16 protein-coding genes are annotated in these 17,061 nt (G+C 72.2%); 6 read left to right on the top strand and 10 right to left on the bottom strand.

Translation table 11 applies throughout. From position 1 onward, the window contains the following. Nucleotides 1-10: 10 nt before the first annotated feature. The 3 genes from ACMXN5_RS26730 to ACMXN5_RS26720 all read right to left on the bottom strand — a co-directional run bounded on the left by ACMXN5_RS26730 (nucleotide 11) and on the right by ACMXN5_RS26720 (nucleotide 4,261). Entirely contained in the window at nucleotides 11-1,669 is a 1,659-nt protein-coding gene (locus ACMXN5_RS26730) for an AMP-binding protein (RefSeq protein WP_439677356.1), read from the bottom strand. Nucleotides 1,670-1,981: 312 nt separating this feature from the next. Further along, nucleotides 1,982-3,811 (bottom strand): glutamine--fructose-6-phosphate transaminase (isomerizing), encoded by a 1,830-nt coding sequence (gene glmS / locus ACMXN5_RS26725; protein WP_439677355.1) that lies wholly within the window; start codon nucleotides 3,809-3,811, stop codon nucleotides 1,982-1,984. 120 nt (nucleotides 3,812-3,931) lie between these two features. Then, a complete protein-coding gene (locus tag ACMXN5_RS26720; RefSeq protein ID WP_439677354.1) occupies nucleotides 3,932-4,261 on the bottom strand; it encodes a hypothetical protein in 330 nt (109 codons plus the stop codon). Between the two features lie 266 nt (nucleotides 4,262-4,527). On the opposite strand from ACMXN5_RS26720, the gene ACMXN5_RS26715 reads away from it, so the two are divergent. Together ACMXN5_RS26715 and ACMXN5_RS26710 are read left to right on the top strand one after the other, a co-directional pair. Continuing rightward, entirely contained in the window at nucleotides 4,528-4,887 is a 360-nt protein-coding gene (locus ACMXN5_RS26715; RefSeq protein ID WP_439677353.1) for a hypothetical protein, read from the top strand. 36 nt (nucleotides 4,888-4,923) lie between these two features. After that, nucleotides 4,924-5,148 (top strand): DUF6247 family protein, encoded by a 225-nt coding sequence (locus ACMXN5_RS26710; protein WP_439677352.1) that lies wholly within the window; start codon nucleotides 4,924-4,926, stop codon nucleotides 5,146-5,148. Nucleotides 5,149-5,169: 21 nt separating this feature from the next. Here the strand turns inward: ACMXN5_RS26710 and ACMXN5_RS26705 are convergent, their stop codons facing one another. Beyond that, nucleotides 5,170-5,859: a nitroreductase gene (locus ACMXN5_RS26705; RefSeq protein ID WP_439677351.1), complete on the bottom strand. Its 690-nt coding sequence runs from the start codon at nucleotides 5,857-5,859 to the stop codon at nucleotides 5,170-5,172. A 91-nt stretch (nucleotides 5,860-5,950) separates the two neighbouring features. On the opposite strand from ACMXN5_RS26705, the gene ACMXN5_RS26700 reads away from it, so the two are divergent. Both ACMXN5_RS26700 and ACMXN5_RS26695 read left to right on the top strand, forming a co-directional pair. Next, a complete protein-coding gene (locus ACMXN5_RS26700; RefSeq protein ID WP_439677350.1) occupies nucleotides 5,951-6,541 on the top strand; it encodes a TetR/AcrR family transcriptional regulator in 591 nt (196 codons plus the stop codon). A gap of 237 nt (nucleotides 6,542-6,778) precedes the next feature. Continuing rightward, nucleotides 6,779-7,591, top strand: coding sequence for an SGNH/GDSL hydrolase family protein (locus ACMXN5_RS26695; RefSeq protein WP_395792020.1), 813 nt, complete (start codon nucleotides 6,779-6,781; stop codon nucleotides 7,589-7,591). Between the two features lie 49 nt (nucleotides 7,592-7,640). On the opposite strand, the gene ACMXN5_RS26690 is transcribed toward ACMXN5_RS26695, so the two are convergent. Further along, entirely contained in the window at nucleotides 7,641-8,432 is a 792-nt protein-coding gene (locus ACMXN5_RS26690; protein WP_439677349.1) for a GNAT family N-acetyltransferase, read from the bottom strand. A gap of 283 nt (nucleotides 8,433-8,715) precedes the next feature. On the opposite strand from ACMXN5_RS26690, the gene ACMXN5_RS26685 reads away from it, so the two are divergent. Continuing rightward, nucleotides 8,716-12,231 carry an indolepyruvate ferredoxin oxidoreductase family protein gene (locus ACMXN5_RS26685; protein ID WP_439677348.1) on the top strand — a complete coding sequence of 1,172 codons (3,516 nt, stop codon included), beginning with the start codon at nucleotides 8,716-8,718 and terminating at the stop codon, nucleotides 12,229-12,231. Between the two features lie 57 nt (nucleotides 12,232-12,288). Further along, a complete protein-coding gene (locus tag ACMXN5_RS26680; protein WP_395791828.1) occupies nucleotides 12,289-13,437 on the top strand; it encodes an acyl-CoA dehydrogenase family protein in 1,149 nt (382 codons plus the stop codon). A gap of 52 nt (nucleotides 13,438-13,489) precedes the next feature. Here ACMXN5_RS26680 and ACMXN5_RS26675 read toward each other — a convergent pair whose 3' ends face one another. The 5 genes from ACMXN5_RS26675 to ACMXN5_RS26655 all read right to left on the bottom strand — a co-directional run bounded on the left by ACMXN5_RS26675 (nucleotide 13,490) and on the right by ACMXN5_RS26655 (nucleotide 16,891). Continuing rightward, nucleotides 13,490-13,723, bottom strand: a complete 234-nt coding sequence (locus tag ACMXN5_RS26675; protein WP_379997087.1) for a hypothetical protein — start codon at nucleotides 13,721-13,723, stop codon at nucleotides 13,490-13,492. Next, nucleotides 13,720-14,046 (bottom strand): DUF6247 family protein, encoded by a 327-nt coding sequence (locus tag ACMXN5_RS26670; RefSeq protein ID WP_379997085.1) that lies wholly within the window; start codon nucleotides 14,044-14,046, stop codon nucleotides 13,720-13,722. The genes ACMXN5_RS26675 and ACMXN5_RS26670 overlap by 4 nt, the downstream gene beginning before the upstream one ends. A gap of 93 nt (nucleotides 14,047-14,139) precedes the next feature. Then, nucleotides 14,140-15,108 carry a non-homologous end-joining DNA ligase gene (ligD, locus tag ACMXN5_RS26665; RefSeq protein WP_439677347.1) on the bottom strand — a complete coding sequence of 323 codons (969 nt, stop codon included), beginning with the start codon at nucleotides 15,106-15,108 and terminating at the stop codon, nucleotides 14,140-14,142. A gap of 192 nt (nucleotides 15,109-15,300) precedes the next feature. Next, nucleotides 15,301-16,062 carry a thioesterase II family protein gene (locus ACMXN5_RS26660; protein ID WP_439677346.1) on the bottom strand — a complete coding sequence of 254 codons (762 nt, stop codon included), beginning with the start codon at nucleotides 16,060-16,062 and terminating at the stop codon, nucleotides 15,301-15,303. Nucleotides 16,063-16,108: 46 nt separating this feature from the next. Then, nucleotides 16,109-16,891, bottom strand: coding sequence for an AfsR/SARP family transcriptional regulator (locus ACMXN5_RS26655; RefSeq protein WP_439677345.1), 783 nt, complete (start codon nucleotides 16,889-16,891; stop codon nucleotides 16,109-16,111). Nucleotides 16,892-17,061 lie beyond the last annotated feature (170 nt).

The raw sequence follows: 17,061 nt of genomic DNA, 5'->3' as shown, positions 1-17,061 counted from the left end.
GTCGCGCCTTTCACGAGGCTTCCGGGGCAAGGGAGTTCGGGGCCGGTTCGCCGGTATTGGCGGCCCAGGCGCGCAGTTCGGCGCGGCGCAGCTTGCCGTTGCCGGTTCGGGGCAGGGCGGCCACGAACTCGACGGCGCGCGGGTACTTGTACGGCGCGATCGTGTTCTTGACGTAGGACTGGATGCGCTCGGCGGTGTTCGCGTCGGCCGCGACCCCCTGGCGCAGCACGACGTACGCCTTGACGATCAGCCCGCGGCGGGGATCCGGCGCGCCGACCACGCCGCACTCGGCGACGTCGGGGTGTGCGGCCAGGGCCACCTCGACCTCGGGGCCGGCGATGTTGTAGCCGGAGGAGATGATCATGTCGTCGCTGCGCGCCTGGTACCAGAGATAGCCGTCGGCGTCCCGGATGTAGGTGTCGCCGGTGATGTTCCAGCCGTCGCGCACGTAGTCGAGCTGGCGCGGGTCGTCCAGGTAGCGGCACCCGGTCGGGCCCTTGACCGCGAGCTGTCCCGGCGTGCCGTCGGGAACCGGCTTGCCGTCGGCGTCCAGGACGGCGGCCTCGAAGCCGGGTACGGCCCGCCCCGTCGCGCCGGGCCGGATGTCCTGGTCGGCGGCGGAGACGAACACGTGCAGCAGCTCGGTCGCGCCGATGCCGTCGATCAGCTCGATCCCGGTGGCCGCGTGCAGGTCGTGCCAGGTCTCCGCGGGCAGCGTCTCGCCCGCCGACACGCAGCGCCGCAGGCCCCGGAGGAGATCGGCATGGCCCGCGGACATGATCGCCCGGTACGCGGTCGGCGCGGTGAACAGCACGGTGACACCGTGGTCGGCGACGATCCGGGCCAGCCGCTCGGGGGTGGCGTGTTCGAGCAGCAGGGTGGCCGCGCCGACGTGCAGCGGGAAGACCACCAGGCCGCCGAGACCGAAGGTGAAGCCGAGCGGCGGGGTGCCCGCGAACAGGTCGTCCGGGGTGGGCTTGAGGATGTGCCGGGAGAAGGTGTCGGAGTTGGCCAACACGTCGCGGTGGAAGTGCATGGTGGCCTTGGGCCGACCGGTGGTGCCGGAGGTGAACGCGATCAGCGCAACGTCGTCGGCGGCGGTGTCCACGGCCTCGAAGTCGGCGCTCTTGGTCGCGCAGCGCCGGGTCAGGTCGTCGGCCGCGTCGCCACCGTAGGCCACGGTGGTCAGGCCGGGCACGGCCGCGGCGGTCGGTTCGTCCATGAAGCGGTGGTCGCACAGCGCGATCGTGGGTCGGCCGATCTCGCACAGCGTGGTCAACTCGTGCGCCCGGAGCAGCGGCATCGTGGTCACCGCGACACCGCCCGCCTTGAGTACGCCGAACCAGCAGGCGACCAGCCACGGGTTGTTCGGACCGCGCAGCAGCACCCGGTTGCCCGGCACCAGGCCGAGGTCCTCGGTGAGCACCCGGGCGACCTGATTGGCCCTGGTTCGCAGGTCGCCGTAGCTCCACCGCTCGTCCAGGGTGACCAGACACCGTCGCTCGGCACCGAGCCGATCGATGGTGTCGTCGAGCAGGACCCGGGCGCAGTTCAGCCGGGTCGGGTAGCGCAATTCCGGTAGTTCGAAACGCAGTTCGGGCCACTGCTCGGCAGGTGGCAATCGATCACGACAGAACGTGTCGACGTGAGCGGAACGGGACAGCTCCATGTGCGCGCACCTCATCCTGGTGTCAGCGGGAGTCGCGGAGCCAGTATCTATCAATTATGACGACAGTCAACGTTGCGCGATATATTTCCTGCGGCCGGGCCGGGCGGAACGGGGAGCGACGGGCAGCGGGCAGACAAACGCCCACCCCAGCGGGTGGTGTCCGGGCCGAGGCCGGGACACCGGGGTGCCGAGGTGGGCGTGGTCGGCGGGAGCGGTGGGATTGTCGGGGCATGGTCGCGAGAATCCCCCACTCGGGGGCTCGTGCCACCGCGCTTGGACCTTTCGGGTGAGCCGAGCGGCGCCGACGTCGGGCTATTCGACCGTGACCGACTTGGCCAGGTTGCGGGGGCGGTCGATGTCCTCGCCGAGGGCTCGCGCCGCGTGGTACGCGAGCAGCTGGGTGGGGATGGTGAGCAGGATCGGGTCGAGTTCGCGCTCGTTGCGCGGCACGGTGATCCGGTCGGCCTCCAGGTCGCCGAGGTCCACCCCCGGGTGGGTGATCACGGTCAGCCGGCCGCCGCGCGCGCGGATCTCGTGCGCGGCCGCGAGGTTGCGTTCGACCAGGTCGTCGTCCGGGATGACGGCCACGGTCGGCAGGTCGGCGTCGATCAGCGCGAGCGGCCCGTGCTTGAGTTCGCTGCTGGGGTACGCCTCGGCGTGCCGGTAGGTGATCTCCTTGAACTTCTGCGCCGCCTCGCGCGCCACCGGATACCCCCGGACCCGGCCGATGAAGAACAGGCTGCGCGCGTCCGCGAGCCGCCGGCCCGCCTCGGCGATGGCCTCCTCGTCCGCCAGGATCTCGGCGATCTGGCCGGGCAGCGCCTGGAGGCCGGCCAGGATGCGTGCGCCGTCCGCGTGTGAGAGGTCGTGTACCCGGCCGAGGGCGAGCGCGAGCAACGCGAAGCCGACCGCCATGTGGGTCAGCGCCTTGGTCGAGGCGACCGAGACCTCCGGCCCGGCATGCAGATAGATTCCCCCGTCGCACTGGCGCGCGATGGACGAGCCGACCACGTTGACCAATCCGACCACCCGGCCGCCCTTGCGCTGGATCTCGCGGACCGCGAAGAGCGTGTCGGCGGTCTCGCCGGACTGGCTGACCGCGACGTACAGCGTGTCCGGCTCGATCACCGGATCGCGGTAGCGGAACTCCGAGGCGGGCTCGGCGTCGGCGGGCACCCGGGCCAGGTCCTCGATCAGCGTCGCGCCCAACTGGCCCACGTAGTACGCCGATCCGCAGCCGAGCACCTTGACCCGGCGAAATCCCCGCAACTCGCGCAGTTCCATCCGCAGGCCGTCGAGGCGGGCCGAGCCGAACCGGTCGTCGAGCCGGCCGCCGAGCATGCGCTCGACGGAGGAGGGCTGTTCGTGGATCTCCTTGTGCATGAAGTGGTCGTGGCCCGCGAGTTCGAGTTCCTCGACGGTGAGTTCGACCGTGGTGGGCGTCTTGGCGACGTCGTCCCGCTCGCGGGTGAAGGTCCGGAAGCCGGTGGCGGTCACACTGGCCAGTTCGCCGTCTTCCAGGTGTACGACCGAACTGGTGTGCCGGACCAGGGCGGACACGTCGCTGGCCACGAACATCTCGCGCTCGCCGACCCCGATCACGAGCGGCGAGCCGTTGCGGGCCACCACGATCCGGTCCGGCGTCGCGGTGTCCACGACAGCGATCGCGTACGTCCCGGTCACCTGCGCGAGCGCGGCCAGGACGGCGGTTTCCAGGGTGTCCCGCGTCCGGGTCGCGCCGGCGATCAGGTGGGCCAGGACCTCGGTGTCGGTGTCCGAGGCGAGGTCGACGCCCTCGGCCGCGAGGCGGGCGCGCAGTTCGGCCGCGTTGTCGATGATGCCGTTGTGCACGACCTGGATCCGGCCGTCGGCGGAGGGCTGCGGGTGGGCGTTCGCCTCCGAGGGCGCGCCGTGGGTGGCCCAGCGGGTGTGCCCGATGCCCACCCGCCCGGCGGTTTTGGCCGGCACGGCGGCGGCGAGCGCGTGCACGCGGCCCACCCGGCGGACCACCTTGACCGTGCCACGCGCGCCGAGCACGGCGATGCCGGCCGAGTCGTAGCCGCGGTACTCCAGTCGTCCCAGACCTTCGAGCAGGATGGGGGCGGCCTGTTGGGCGCCGATGTATCCGACAATTCCACACATACTGCTGCGCTCCTCGGCAGGTCGACGGACCGACCGGCGGGGCGGTCGGGGGTGGATGGTGTGCACGGGGCCTGCGAGCGCCGCAACGGCGGTCGCGGTCGCGACCGTCGCCCGGTCGGCTCAGCCGTAGATCACGCGGCGCAGTTGACGTTCGGTCAACTGCGGTGGCGCGACGAGGCGTTCGCCCAGTTCGTCGGCGATCAGGCGATAGATCTGCGCGTTGCGCCGACCGTAGACCTTGTGATGGCGATGCCGGCGCCGCACATAGTCCTCGACCGGCTCGCGATACCAGGCCAGCACGTCGTCGACGATCCGCGCCACCTCGCCGGGTGCGAGGCCGGTCGTCGCCACGATGCGCTCCACCAATTCGCCGTCAGCCACTCCCCGATCCTGGCCCCATGCCGCCCCTACGGCAAGAATCTGCCCGAATTCGGGCAGATCCAAGGTCACGCGGCCGGGTCGGCGGTCGCGGCATGGACCGTGGACGGGTCCACGGCCCATGCCGATGTCCGAACCGTCTTCACCGATGGCGCCCTCGCCCCCGAATGGACCCGCACCCTCGTCGTCCGCCTGCCGCCGGACCGACCACGTCCGCTCGCGCACCTGTCCGGCCGTCCGAGTGGCGCACTCCGGTCGTGGGAGCGCGCGGAAGCGGGGTGTGTCCTGCTCCGCGCGCCGGGTGTCGGGGCGGGGTGTCACGGTGCCACGCTGGGGGGATGGATCGCGCACCCGACATCCACCTCGTCGTGACCGGTACCGGCCTGAACGCGCGGATCACCGATCAGGCCCTCGCCGTCGTCGACGACGATCTCCGCGCCGACTACGAACGCGCGGTCAGCCAGGGCCTGAAGGCCGCCGCCGCGGCCTGGGACGCCCACCGCTACGACGACTTCGCCGTACACCTCGCCGCGGCCGCCGACACCCTCACCGAGATCCAACGTATGGCCGTCACCTGCAAGGACCGCGCCGGCTACGAGGCCCTGACCGCCCGAGCCCGCCGCCTCGCCACCCTCGACCCGGACGCCCCGGAAGCCGCGGAAGCCCTGGACGCCCTTCACGCCCCGGAAGCCGACTGAATCGCCGACGCCCCCGCCATGCGCCACCCTGTCCCCATGAACGACCGGACACCCCACCGCACCATCCACATCGGCGGCCCGACCCACCCGACTCCCGCCGAACTCCGCGCCGAACTCCCCGACGACCTGCGCATGGACTTCGAGGAGGCGTATCAGGACGCCTTGGCCGAGGCCAACGCCAACGGCACCCCGCATCCGTTGGCCGACACCCTCGCGACGTGGCAGGCCGAACTCGCCCGCCGGCGCGCCCGAGCGAACTGACATCGGAACACCCGCGGCGGCCTACACGTGGAAGGTGGTGGTCGATTCCAGTGCGGCCCGCTTGGTCCTGACCCGGTTCACCGGAGCGTGTTCGTCGGCGTGACCGAAGGAGATGCCCACGAGCAACTTGCCTTCGGTGACCCCGAGTTCGGCGCGAATGGTGTCGGCGTAGAAGCCGAGCAGGCCCTGCGGGCAACTGGCCACACCGTACGCCGTCATGGCCAGGAGCAGCGTCTGCATGTAGGCACCGACATCGGCGGCCAGTCGCGCCCCGCCGTCTCCGGTGACGAACAGGAACGCGGCATGCGGCGCTCCGTAGAAGCGCAGGCTCTCCGCGTCGTAGGCGGTACGCGCCGCGTGGTCGTCGGGACCGATGCCCAGGGCTCCGTACAGGTCGGCGCCGAACGCCGCCCGCCGCTCCTGGTGGACGGGCGCGTACATGCCCTCGGAGTACGGGAAGTCGGCCGACGTGCGCCGTTCGGCGTGGGCGGCCTGCAACGCCGCCGCGAGGCGTTCGCGCCGGGCACCGCCGGCGACCTCGACGCGCCACGGTTGTGCGTTGGAGTTGGACGGCGCGGCGCCGGCCAGGGCGAAGATCGCGCGCACGGTGTCGTCCGGCACCGCCTCCGGGCGGAACGCGCGGGTCGCACGGCGGCCGCGGATCAGCTTCTCCGCGTACTCGCTCGATTCGATGGAAACCGGCCCGCTCATGGAGCACCCCTCGAAGGTCCGTCAGGTAAACGTTCGCGTCTACCTAAGCATGCGTCCGTGCTTAAGTAAACGAGAACGTATACTTCCCGCCATGACCACGGTGCCTACGACGTCTCGACGGCAGGGGCGCGGCGGACGCGAACGCATCCTGGCCGCCACCGCCCGGCTGTTCGCCTCCCAGGGGATCAACGCGACCGGCATGGAACAGGTCGCGGAGCACGCGCCCGTGTCCAAGCGCACCCTCTACGCGCACTTTCGGACCAAGGACGACCTGGTCATCGCGCACCTGCAAGACCTCGCGGCGACCGGGCAGACCCTGGAGAGCGCGCTGACTCGCGAGGACGTCCCCGCGCGCGAACGTGTCCTCGCACTGTTCGGCCCGTTCCCGACGGGCGCGGCTCCGGTGCGCGGATGCCCGTTCATCGACGCCGCCGCGGAGTTCCCCGACCCGCGCAGCGCGGTCCACTCCCATGCCCGCGAGCAGAAACTGCTGATGCTGCGACTGGTCACCACCCTGGTGGCCGAACTGGGCTGCCACGAACCCGCCGCGCTCGCCGAGCAACTGGTCACCCTCGCGGACGGGGCCGCCGGCCGCGCCATGGTGCTCAACGACCCGGACTACGGACGCCACGCGCGGGCCGCGGCGGAGGTCCTCCTGGAAAACGCCCTGCCGGGGTCGTGAACGACGGTGCGGCCGCGCTGCCCCGGTATCGGCTTCGGGGCCTGTTCTACACGTGTCAACCGGCCGAAATCCGCCTAGGCACAGGGGAGATCGGGGCGGGACGATGTGTGCGCAAAGCCGAGTGTCAAGGGTGACGACTGCGGTAGAGGCGGACGAGGCAAGGCCGTTCCGGCTCGGGCATCCCAACGTGGGACGCGGCGTCCCCACGTCTTCCGAGGAGACCCGCCCGTGCTTCCCATGCCTCGCACCATCGCCGCGGTGGCCGCCGCCGTGGCCGCCGCCGCCATCGGCGTCGTCGCTCCGAGCGCCCAGGCCGCGCCTGCGGCGAGCTACGCCACGAACTACGCCGCCCTGGGCGACTCGTACAGTTCCGGGGTCGGTACCGGCTCCTACCTTCCCGACAGCGGCTCGTGCAAGCGCAGCGCCAAGTCCTACCCCGCCCTGTGGAATCAGGCCCACCCGGGCGGCACCTTCGCGTTCGCCGCCTGTTCCGGTGCCAAGACCGCGGACGTACGCAACGGTCAACTGTCCGTCCTGAACAGCGCCACGCAGTTGGTGACCATCAGCATCGGCGGCAACGACGCCGGATTCGTCAGCACCATCACCACCTGCGTGCTCAGTTCGGACAGCGAGTGCGCCGCCGCCGTGAACAAGGCCAAGACGTACGCGACCACCACCCTGCCCGGCGATCTCGACGCCACCTACGCCCAGATCCGGGCCAAGGCCCCCAACGCCCGCCTCGTCGTGCTCGGTTACCCGCGCCTGTTCGAACTCGGTTCGTGCTTCCTGGGCTTGAGCCAGGCCAAGCGCACCGTGATCAACCAGGCCGCCGACACCCTGGACGAGGTCACCCACCAGCGCGCGAGCGCCGCCAACGCCGATTTCGCCGACGTACGCTCGCGGTTCGCCGGACACGGGGTCTGCGCGTCGAACCCCTGGGTCAACGGCGTCTCCTTGCCGATCGAGGAGTCGTACCACCCCACGACTTCCGGCCAGAGCCAGGGCTACCTGCCCGCGCTCCAGGCCGTGGTGGGTGTGCGCGCCCACTAGGTAGGCGACACCGTCCGGGGCGGCCCCAGGTCGCCCCGGACGCGCGTCGTCACCCCCGGCGCGCCACCAGGTAGCCGGCCTCCCGGTCGAAGTCGAGCACCCGCGCCCCGGCGTCGAGCAGCCCGCCCAGCACCTCGCGCAGCGCCGACCGCCAGGCCCCGGCCGCCTCAGGGTCGGTCCGGCGCATCGCCTCGATGTCGGCGGGCACCGCGACCCGTACCACCTCGGCATCGGTCCACAGCGACACCGGCCGGCCGTCGCGCTCCACCAGGGCCGGCTCGGCCCGCGCCACCGCGCCCGACACCGCCGGCTCCGCCTCCCCCACGGCCGCCCGCGCCCGGGCGTCGTGCAACCGCCACACGGCCAGCACCCGGTCGCTGCGATCCCCGCTGTTGACCGTGTCGACCATGTCGTCGCCGTAGAAGTTCGGCAGGTACTCCTCCGGCCGCGCGCCCAGCTTGACCAGGTTGAAGTAGGCGTTGCGGCGGACCAGCGGGTCGAACGTCCAGGTGATCCGGCGCAGCCCGCGCGCGAGCGCCCATTCCCGCTGGTGCCGCTTGAGTGCGAAGCCCACCCCGCTCCCGGCCACGGCGCCGGTCGCGTGCGAGTGCAGCGTCTCGCCGATCGGCGCGCCGAAGAAGGCCACGGACGCGCCGACGAGCCGGCCGTCGCGATACGCCCCGGCCACATAGTTCCCGGCATGATCCAGCGCCCGCATCAGCTCGACGGTCAGCACCCGGCCGCCCTGTCCCGCGACGTGCGGCCAGATCTCGTCGTACAGCCGCTCGACCTCCCGGAACTCGTCGAGTTCGTGCAGTTCGCGCACCACCGGATCGCCCATCCCGCCGCCGCCCTTCGCCCGCCGACCACCGCCGTCGCGGTCATGGGCTACCCCGGCCCCGCGTCCGCCGAACGGAGCCCGTCACTCCATCGGCCGTCGGACGCCCGCCCGGACCACCCCTCCGGTGACGTGCTTCACACGCAAAGCACTGCGTCCCAGAACACCTCGGCAGCAATATCTTTGCGTCTTTCGAGGGAAATCCCGCAAGGTACTTGCGTCGAGGGCGAGCCGTTGGTGTGCTTACCGCACCCCACCCCACCATCCGGTTTCGACGGAGGCTCCCGTGCGCGCAGATCAGGCTTCTCCGTCGGTTTCGTTGGACGACAAGTACGCCGCCGACCAGGGCCGCGTGCTGATCTCCGGCGTACAGGCGCTCATTCGCCTGACCCTGGAACAGCGTCGGCTCGACACCGAGCGCGGACTGGACACCCGGGTCTTCGTCAGCGGCTATCAGGGCTCGCCGCTGGGCGGTGTCGACCTGGAGATGGGGCGCGCCAAGCGGTTCCTGGACCCGGCCGGGGTGGTGTTCCAGGCCGGACTCAACGAGGAGCTGGCCGCGACCGCCGTGGCCGGGACCCAGCTGGTGGACCAGACGCCGGGCGCCCGGTACGCCGGGGTGACCGGCTTCTGGTACGGCAAGAACCCGGGCCTGGACCGCGCCGCCGACGCGATTCGACACGCCACGATGGCCGGCACCGCACCCCTCGGCGGTGCCGTCGCGTGGATCGGCGACGACCCGGGCAGCAAGTCGTCGACGGTGCCCAGCTCGTGCGAGCCGATGATGGAAAGCCTGTCGATGCCGCTGCTCGCCCCCGGCACGGTCGGCGAGATCGTCGAGTTCGGGCTGCACGCGGTGGCCATGTCGCGCGCCTGCGGCCTGTGGACGGGCCTGAAGATCGTCGCCGACATCGCCGACGCGTCGACCACGGTGGACGTGTCCGGGTGGGGCAAGGACATCCCGGTCCCGGCCGCGACCAAGCGCGGCACGCTGCCGACCCTGGTCGGTCCGGCCGCGCTCGACGCCGAGCACGACCTGATCACCCGCCGGCTCGACCTGGCCCGCGCGTACGCCCGTGAACACGGCCTGAACAAGGTCGTGCACGACACCCCCGACGCCCGGCTGGGCATCCTCGCCGCCGGCGTGTCGTTCTCGGTGGTACGCCGCGCGCTGACCGACCTCGGTCTGACCGACGACGCGGTCCCGGACGTCCGGCTGATCCGCATCGGCATGCCGTTCCCGCTGGACGACGCGGAACTCGCCGAGCTGACCGACGGCCTGGACGAGGTCCTGGTGGTCGAGGACAAGGTGCCGTTCCTGGAGGCCCGGCTCAAGGAGGCGCTGTACCGCCGCCCGAACGCGCCCCGCATCGTCGGTCGGCGCGACGACACCGGCCGCCCGCTGCTCACCGCGCGCGGCACACTCGGCGCCGACGACGTGGCCCGCGCGATCGCCGCCCGGCTCGGCGCGGACCGGCTGCCCGCGTCCGCCGCCGCCTACCTCGCCACGCTCGCTCCCAAGCGCCGCGCCCGGATCGCGCTGCCGATGCTGGCCTCGCGCACCCCGTACTTCTGTTCCGGCTGTCCGCACAACGCCTCCACCCGCACCGCCGACGACACCCTGGTCGGCGTCGGCATCGGCTGCCACGTGATGATCGCGCTCGACGGGAAGGGCCGAGGGCACCAGCTCGGGCTGACCCAGATGGGCGGCGAGGGCGCGCAGTGGATCGGCCTGGCGCCGTTCACCGACGACAAGCACTTCGTGCAGAACCTCGGCGACGGCACCTTCCACCACTCGGGCTCGCTGGCGATCCGCGCCGCCGTCGCGGCCGGCACCAAGATGACCTACAAGCTGCTGTACAACGACGCGGTGGCGATGACGGGCGGCCAGAAGGCCGAAGGCCGGTTGGACGTACCGGCGTTGACCCGACTGCTCGCCGTCGAGGGGGTGCGCCGCGTGGTGGTCACCACCGACGACCCGCGCGGCTACCGGGGAGTTCGGCTCGACCCGATCGCCGGCGTCCGGCACCGCGACGAACTCCAGGATGTGGAGCGCGAGTTGTCCGCGCTCGACGGGGTCACCGTGCTGATCCACGACGACCGGTGCGCGGCCGAGGAGCGCCGGCTGCGCAAGCGCGGACAGTTGCCGACCCCGGCCGAGAAGGTCGTGATCAACGAGCGCGTGTGTGAGGGTTGCGGCGACTGCGGCGACAAGTCGTCGTGCCTGTCGGTGCAGCCCGTGGACACCGAGTTCGGCCGCAAGACGCACATCCACCAGGGTTCGTGCAACTCCGACTTCAGCTGCCTGAACGGCGACTGCCCGTCCTTCCTGCTGGTCGAGCCGGGCACCCGCAAGGCCCGGGCGATACCCGATCTGCCGCTCGAACCCGCCCTGCCCGAGCGCCGGTTCGGCGCGGACGACCTGCTGGTGCGGATGCCCGGCATCGGCGGCACCGGCGTGGTCACCGTCTCCTCGATCCTACAGATGGCCGCGCACATGGACGGGCTGTACGCGGCCGGCCTGGAGCAGACCGGCCTGGCCCAGAAGGGCGGGCCGGTGGTGTCCGACCTGCGCCTTTCCACCCGGCCGATCACCGGCGCGCTGCGCGCCTCGCGGTCCGGCGCCGACGTGCTGATCGGCTTCGACCTGCTCGGCGCGGCGGCGGAGAGCAACCTGGCCACCGCCGACCCGGAGCGCACCGTCGCCGTGGTCAACACCGCGATCGTGCCCACCGCCGCGATGGTCACCAACCAGATCGCGCTGCCCGGTTCGCCGACCGAGACGCTGGAGCGGATCGACACCGCGACCCGGCGGGCCGACAACCTGTACGTGGACGCGCTCGGGTTGTCCGAGGCGCTGTTCGCCGACCACATGCCGGCCAACATGATCCTGGTCGGCGCCGCGTTCCAGCACGGCTGCCTGCCGCTGAGCGCGGCGGCGATCGAGCAGGCGATCACGCTCAACGGCGCGGCGGTGGACAAGAACCTGGCGGCGTTCCGGTGGGGTCGGGCGCTGGCCGTGGACCCGGCCGCGGTACTGGCCGCCGCGGTCGCCGCGCCGCCGCTCGCGGTGGTTCCGGTGGACGCGGCCTCGGTGGCCCTGGCCGACCGCTCCGGCGGCGAAGCGGCGCTGCGCGAGGTGCTCGGCACCCGGATCGCCGATCTGACGGGGTACCAGGACGCGGCCTACGCCCACCGTTACGCCGACGACGTGCGCGCGATCCGGACCCTGGCCGTCGAACGGGCGGGGGCCGAGGGCGGCGAGCGGGTCGCGGTGGCCTATGCGAGGGCGCTGCATCACCTGATGGCCTACAAGGACGAGTACGAGGTGGCCCGCCTGCACCTCGACCCGGTCGAACAGGCGCGGCGCGACGCCGAGTTCGGCCCCGACGCGGCGGTCTCGGTACTGCTGCACCCGCCGGTGCTGCGCTACCTCGGGATGAAGCGCAAGATCCGGCTGCGGCGCACGGCGGTGCCGGCTTTCAAGGCACTGCGCGCCGCGCGCGGCCTGCGCGGCACCCGCTGGGATGTGTTCGGCTACGCCGAGGTGCGTCGGGTCGAGCGCGAACTGGTCGCCGAATACCGGACGTTGGTCCGGACGGCGCTGCGCGAGCTGACCGCCGACAACGTCGACGCGGTGATCGCCCTGGTGGCGCTGCCCGAGACGATCCGGGGCTACGAGGACATCAAGCTCGCCCGGGTCGCCGAGTACCGCACCGCCGCGCGCGCCGCGCTGGCCGAACTCACCGCGCCCGCCGCGGTCGCCGCCCCGGCCGGCCCGCCGCTGGTCCCCGCGAGCTGACCTCGGCCGCTCCCGCTCCACCCCCCACCCCCGACCTCCCCGACCTCCGGAGCAGCCGTGACCGTCGACCGCCTCCTGCCCACCCGGGACGCCGAGGACCTGCTCGACCTCACCCGTACCGTGGCCGACCGCGAACTGGCGCCCGTGGCCGCCCGGCACGAGCGTGAGGAGTCGTACCCGGAAGGGTTGTTCGCCGTCCTGGGCGAGGTCGGCCTGCTCGGCCTGCCCTACTCGGAGGAGGAGGGCGGCGGCGGTCAGCCGTACGAGGTCTACCTCCAGGTGCTGGAGGAGTTGGCCGCGCGCTGGGCGGCGGTCGCGGTGGCCACGAGTGTGCATACGCTGGCCTGCTTCCCGGTGGCCACCTACGGCTCGGCCGAGCAGCGGGAGCGTTGGTTGCCCGACATGCTGGAGGGCCGCCTGGTCGGCGGCTACAGCCTGTCCGAGCCGCACGCGGGCTCCGACGCGGCCGCGATCGTGTGCAAGGCGCGGCCGATCGCCGACGGATACCGGATCACCGGCACCAAGGCGTGGATCACGCACGGCGGAAAGGCCGACTTCTACGCTCTGTTCGCGCGTACCGGCGAGGGCGGCCGGGGCATCTCGTGCTTCCTGGCGCCGGGCGAGGCGGAGGGGCTGGCCTTCGGTCGGCCGGAGGCGAAGATGGGCCTGAACGCGGTCCCGACGACCAGTGCGTTCTGGGATGGCGCGGTCCTGGAGCGGGATCGGCTGATCGGCGCGGAGGGCCAAGGGCTGGCGATCGCGCTCAGCGCCCTGGACTCGGGTCGGCTGGGCATCGCGGCGTGCGCGACGGGTCTGGCCCAGGCCGCCCTGGACGCCGCGGTCGAATACGCCAACGAGCGCACCACGTTCGGCCGCCGCATCGTCGACCACCAGGGCCTGGGCTTCCTCCTGGCCGACATGGCCGCCGCCGTCGACTCGGCCCGCGCCACCTACCTCGACGCGGCCCGCCGCCGCGATCTGGGTCGCCCGTACAGCCGCCAGGCCAGCGTGGCCAAGCTGATCGCCACCGACGCGGCGATGAAGGTCACCACGGACGCGGTCCAGGTCTTCGGCGGCGCGGGCTACACACGGGAGTTCCCGGTCGAGCGCTACATGCGCGAAGCGAAGATCATGCAGATCTTCGAGGGCACCAACCAGATCCAACGCATGGTCATCGCCCGGGGTTTCACCCACCCGGAGAAGTAGCCGGCGGGTCGGTCCGCGAGCCGCCGGCGGCGCGTACGGGCCGGCCGAACGATCAGCTGATCTGCACGATCGTGACCGTCACGCATCGATCCTCGATGACGAAAGTCGCGGTGCCCTCCACGCAGAACGCGTACTCGCGCATGTTCGCGGACCTGGTCGGCGAGCCCACTCGCCATGGGTCGGAGGCGAGTCGGGAGACCATGTCGTTGTAGGCACCGATCGCATGCGAGGGCGCGCCCTTCAGCCACCGCTGCACGGTGTAGGTGGACTCGACGGTGTAGCTCATGGGGGGCTCTCCCATTCGTCCGTGTGAGCGGGCACCGTGTCCACGGGCAGACCGGCGTTGAGCCGTCGGATGGTTTCCTCGGTCTCCGGCCAGTCGGGGCTGCGGCGCATGCGAACCTCGGCCTGCCAGGGCCCGAGCATTTCGGCAAGCGGAATGAGGTCACCGTCGCGGGCGGCGTCGAGGGCCTTGCCGTACTCGGCCTCGAACTCCTCGCGGAGTTCGGCGGGAAGCTCCGCACGAATCTCGGCCGGCGTGGCGTGGTGGGTCCCGCCGACGCCGATGATGTGCCGGGGCCGGCGTGGGTCGGCGTTCTGCTCGTCCATGTCGGTCAGGATGCCATCAGTGGGGCAGCGGACGGTAGTCGGCGTGCGCCGGTGCGTCATCGTCCCCGTGTGCGCCCCTCGTGAGGGGGTCCGCTACCCGCCCGGCAGGTCCGGGCGCAGGCGTTGCCAGGTGGGGTGGCGCAGGCGGCCCTCCGGGGTCCAGCCCGAGGCGGTGACCTCGGCGACCAGCCGGGGGTCGACCCACTGGGCGCCGGGCACGTCCACCACCCCCGCGAACGGCGAGTCCGCGCGCGCCAGCGCACCCAGGTATTCGCCCAGTTCGCCGCGCTCGGCCAGGGTCGGGCCGTCCTCGACCGTGCCGACGTAGCGCAGGCCGTCGGGTGCGGCGACGCCGACCAGCAACGCCCCCGGCAGGCCCCGCAGCTCGCCCCGGCCCTCGATCCAGCCGCCGATGACCACGTCGTGGGTCTCCACGTGCTTGGCCTTGATCCAGTCCGGGGAGCGTTGTCCGGGTTGGTATTCGGAGGCCAGGCGTTTGGCGACGACGCCCTCGTGGCCCTGGTGCAGGCTGGTCGCCCAGGCGCGCCGCGCGTCGCCCTCGATCCATTCCGGGGTGGACCAGCGCGGGCCCGCCAGGTCGAGGCCGGCCAGCAGCATCCGCCGTTCGCGGTACGGGGTGTGCAGCAGCGGCCGGCCGTCCAGATACATCACGTCGAACAACATCAGGTGCACCGGCGCGTCGATGGTCAGCCGGGCCACCTTGCGCGGGTTGACCACACCCATGCGCCGGCGCAGCTGTGCGTGGTCCGGGCGCCCCCGGTCGTCCAGGACCACGACCTCGCCGTCCAGCACGGCCTGGCGCTGTCCGTGCTGGACGGCCAGGCCGGCCAGTTCCGGGTACACCCGGGTCACGTCCGCCCCGTCGCGCGCCAGCAGGCGCAGCCCCCCGTCCCCCGCGCAGTACGCCACCGTACGGACCCCGTCCCACATGACCTCGAAGCCCCAGTCGGACTGGTACTCCTCCCCGGGCAGCGGCGCCGCGGTGGCCAGCATCGGCGGAATCTCGGGCAACACGGCATGAACGTGATCGTGACCGGCCATGCCTCGATCATCGACGGGCCCCGACACCGCCGCCGGCCGAGCCGCTGCGCCCGAATACACCCGGATGGCCGATATATCCGGGTGGTCACCCGCCGAACCGCGTGTTCCGGACCGCCCGACGCCCCTCGAACCCGGGCCCGCGCGGAACCCATTCGAGCGAGCGCCCGGCCGACGGCCGCGCCCCGGGCGGCGCTATCCCCGTCCGGTCACCGCGTCGATGGCGTCCGCGATGCGCGCGGTGACCGCCGCCTGGTGGTCGGTCAGATAGAAGTGGCCGCCGGTGAAGGTGTGCAGCGCGAACGTGCCGTTCGTGTGGTCGCGCCAGGCCGTGGCCTCATCCAGGGTGACCTTCGGATCCCGGTCGCCGATCAGCACGGTGATCGGGCACTCCAGCGGCGCGCCGGGGGTGCACCGGTACGTCTCGATCGCGCGGTAGTCGGCGCGCAGCGCCGGCAGCACCATCTGCAGCACCTCGTCGTTGGCCAGCAGGCTCGCGTCCGTGCCGCTCATCGAGCGCAGTTCGGCGGCGAGCCCCGCGTCGTCGAGCAGGTGCACCCGCTCGTCACGCTGTCGGTCGGGGGCCCGACGCCCGGAGGCGATCAGTGCGGCGGGCGGGATCCGCAACCGCCGGGCCACCTCGAAGCCGAGGACCGCGCCCATGCTGTGCCCGAACAGGATCAGCGGAAGTTGCTCGTCCAGCCAGGGATCCAGGGCCTCGGTGATGCGCTCGGCCAGGGTCTCGATGTCGTCGATGAGCGGTTCGGTGCGCCGGTCCTGGCGCCCCGGGTACTGCACGCCCAGCACCTCGACGCGCTCCTTGAGCGCCGCCGACAGCGGGAACCAGAAGCTCGCCGAGCCGCCCGCGTGCGGCAGCGCGACCAGGCGCGGCACCCGATCGGCGGCCGGATGGAACCGGCGGATCCAGGTGTCCGATACGGAGGAGGCGGTACTCATGGCAGGGCCCTTCTGATCGTCACCGAATGATCGTGCTGCGTGACCGTCAGCCTGCCATCGAGTCCTTGCGCGCGCCCAGTGGTTCGGCCCCGGTGAGCACCGCGTGCTGGATCTCACGCAGCGCCCGGGACGGTTCCAGGCCCAGCAGTTCGCGCAGCGCGGTGCGGGTGTCGCGGTACACCGCGAGCGCGTCGCCGCGCCGGCCGCAGTGGTACAGCGCGACCATCAGGTGCCGGGCGAAGTTCTCGTGCAGCGGATACTCGCCGGTCAGCGCGTACAGCCGGGCCACCGTCTCCCGGTGCCGGCCGAGCGCGAGGTTCGCCTCCACCAGCAACTCCAGGCACTCCAGCCGGGACGCCTCCAACCGCGCGGCGTGCGCCCGGACGATCGGCCCGAGGCTCACCCCGGCGTAGGCCGGTCCGCGCCACAGGTCGAGCGCGCTCGTGTACACCTCGGCCGCCTCGTGGTACCGGCCGGCCCGCGCGCCCGCGCGACCACGTTCGACCAGGCCGTGGAAGGTGTCGGCGTCGAGGCGGTCCGGACCGGTGTGCAGCACGTAGCCGCCGGCGCAGGTGGCCAATGGGCCGGTGCGGGCCGGTCCCGGCGCGCCGAGCATCGCCCGCAGCCGGGAAACGTACACATGCACCGTCGACTTCGCCCGCTGCGGCCCGGCGTCGGTCCAGATCTCCGCGACGATCTGGTCGACCGTCAGCAGTTGGTCCCGCCGCGCGAGCAGGGCGGAGAGGAGCGTTTCCGGCTTGGGCGCCGCGATCGTGCGCGGCGTTGCGCCGTCGACGATCCGCACGGGGCCGAGAATCTCGTACCGCAACGGCTCTTCCCTCTCTGTGGCGCTGCCTGTGGCGTCCGGTCCTGCTCTCTCACGACGGTGACATATGACGGGCGTATGGCGTACCCCTGACCAACCCCTACGCCGCCTTGCGTCGGGCTTGCGCAGGCCCTCCACTCGGCCGCGTCGGCCTTCCCTCGGCGGCCCGGATC

It is taken from the genome of Embleya australiensis, from assembly GCF_051903075.1.
In the GTDB taxonomy this organism is placed as follows: Bacteria; Actinomycetota; Actinomycetes; order Streptomycetales; family Streptomycetaceae; genus Embleya.
This window is presented reverse-complemented; position numbering and strand designations above follow the sequence as displayed.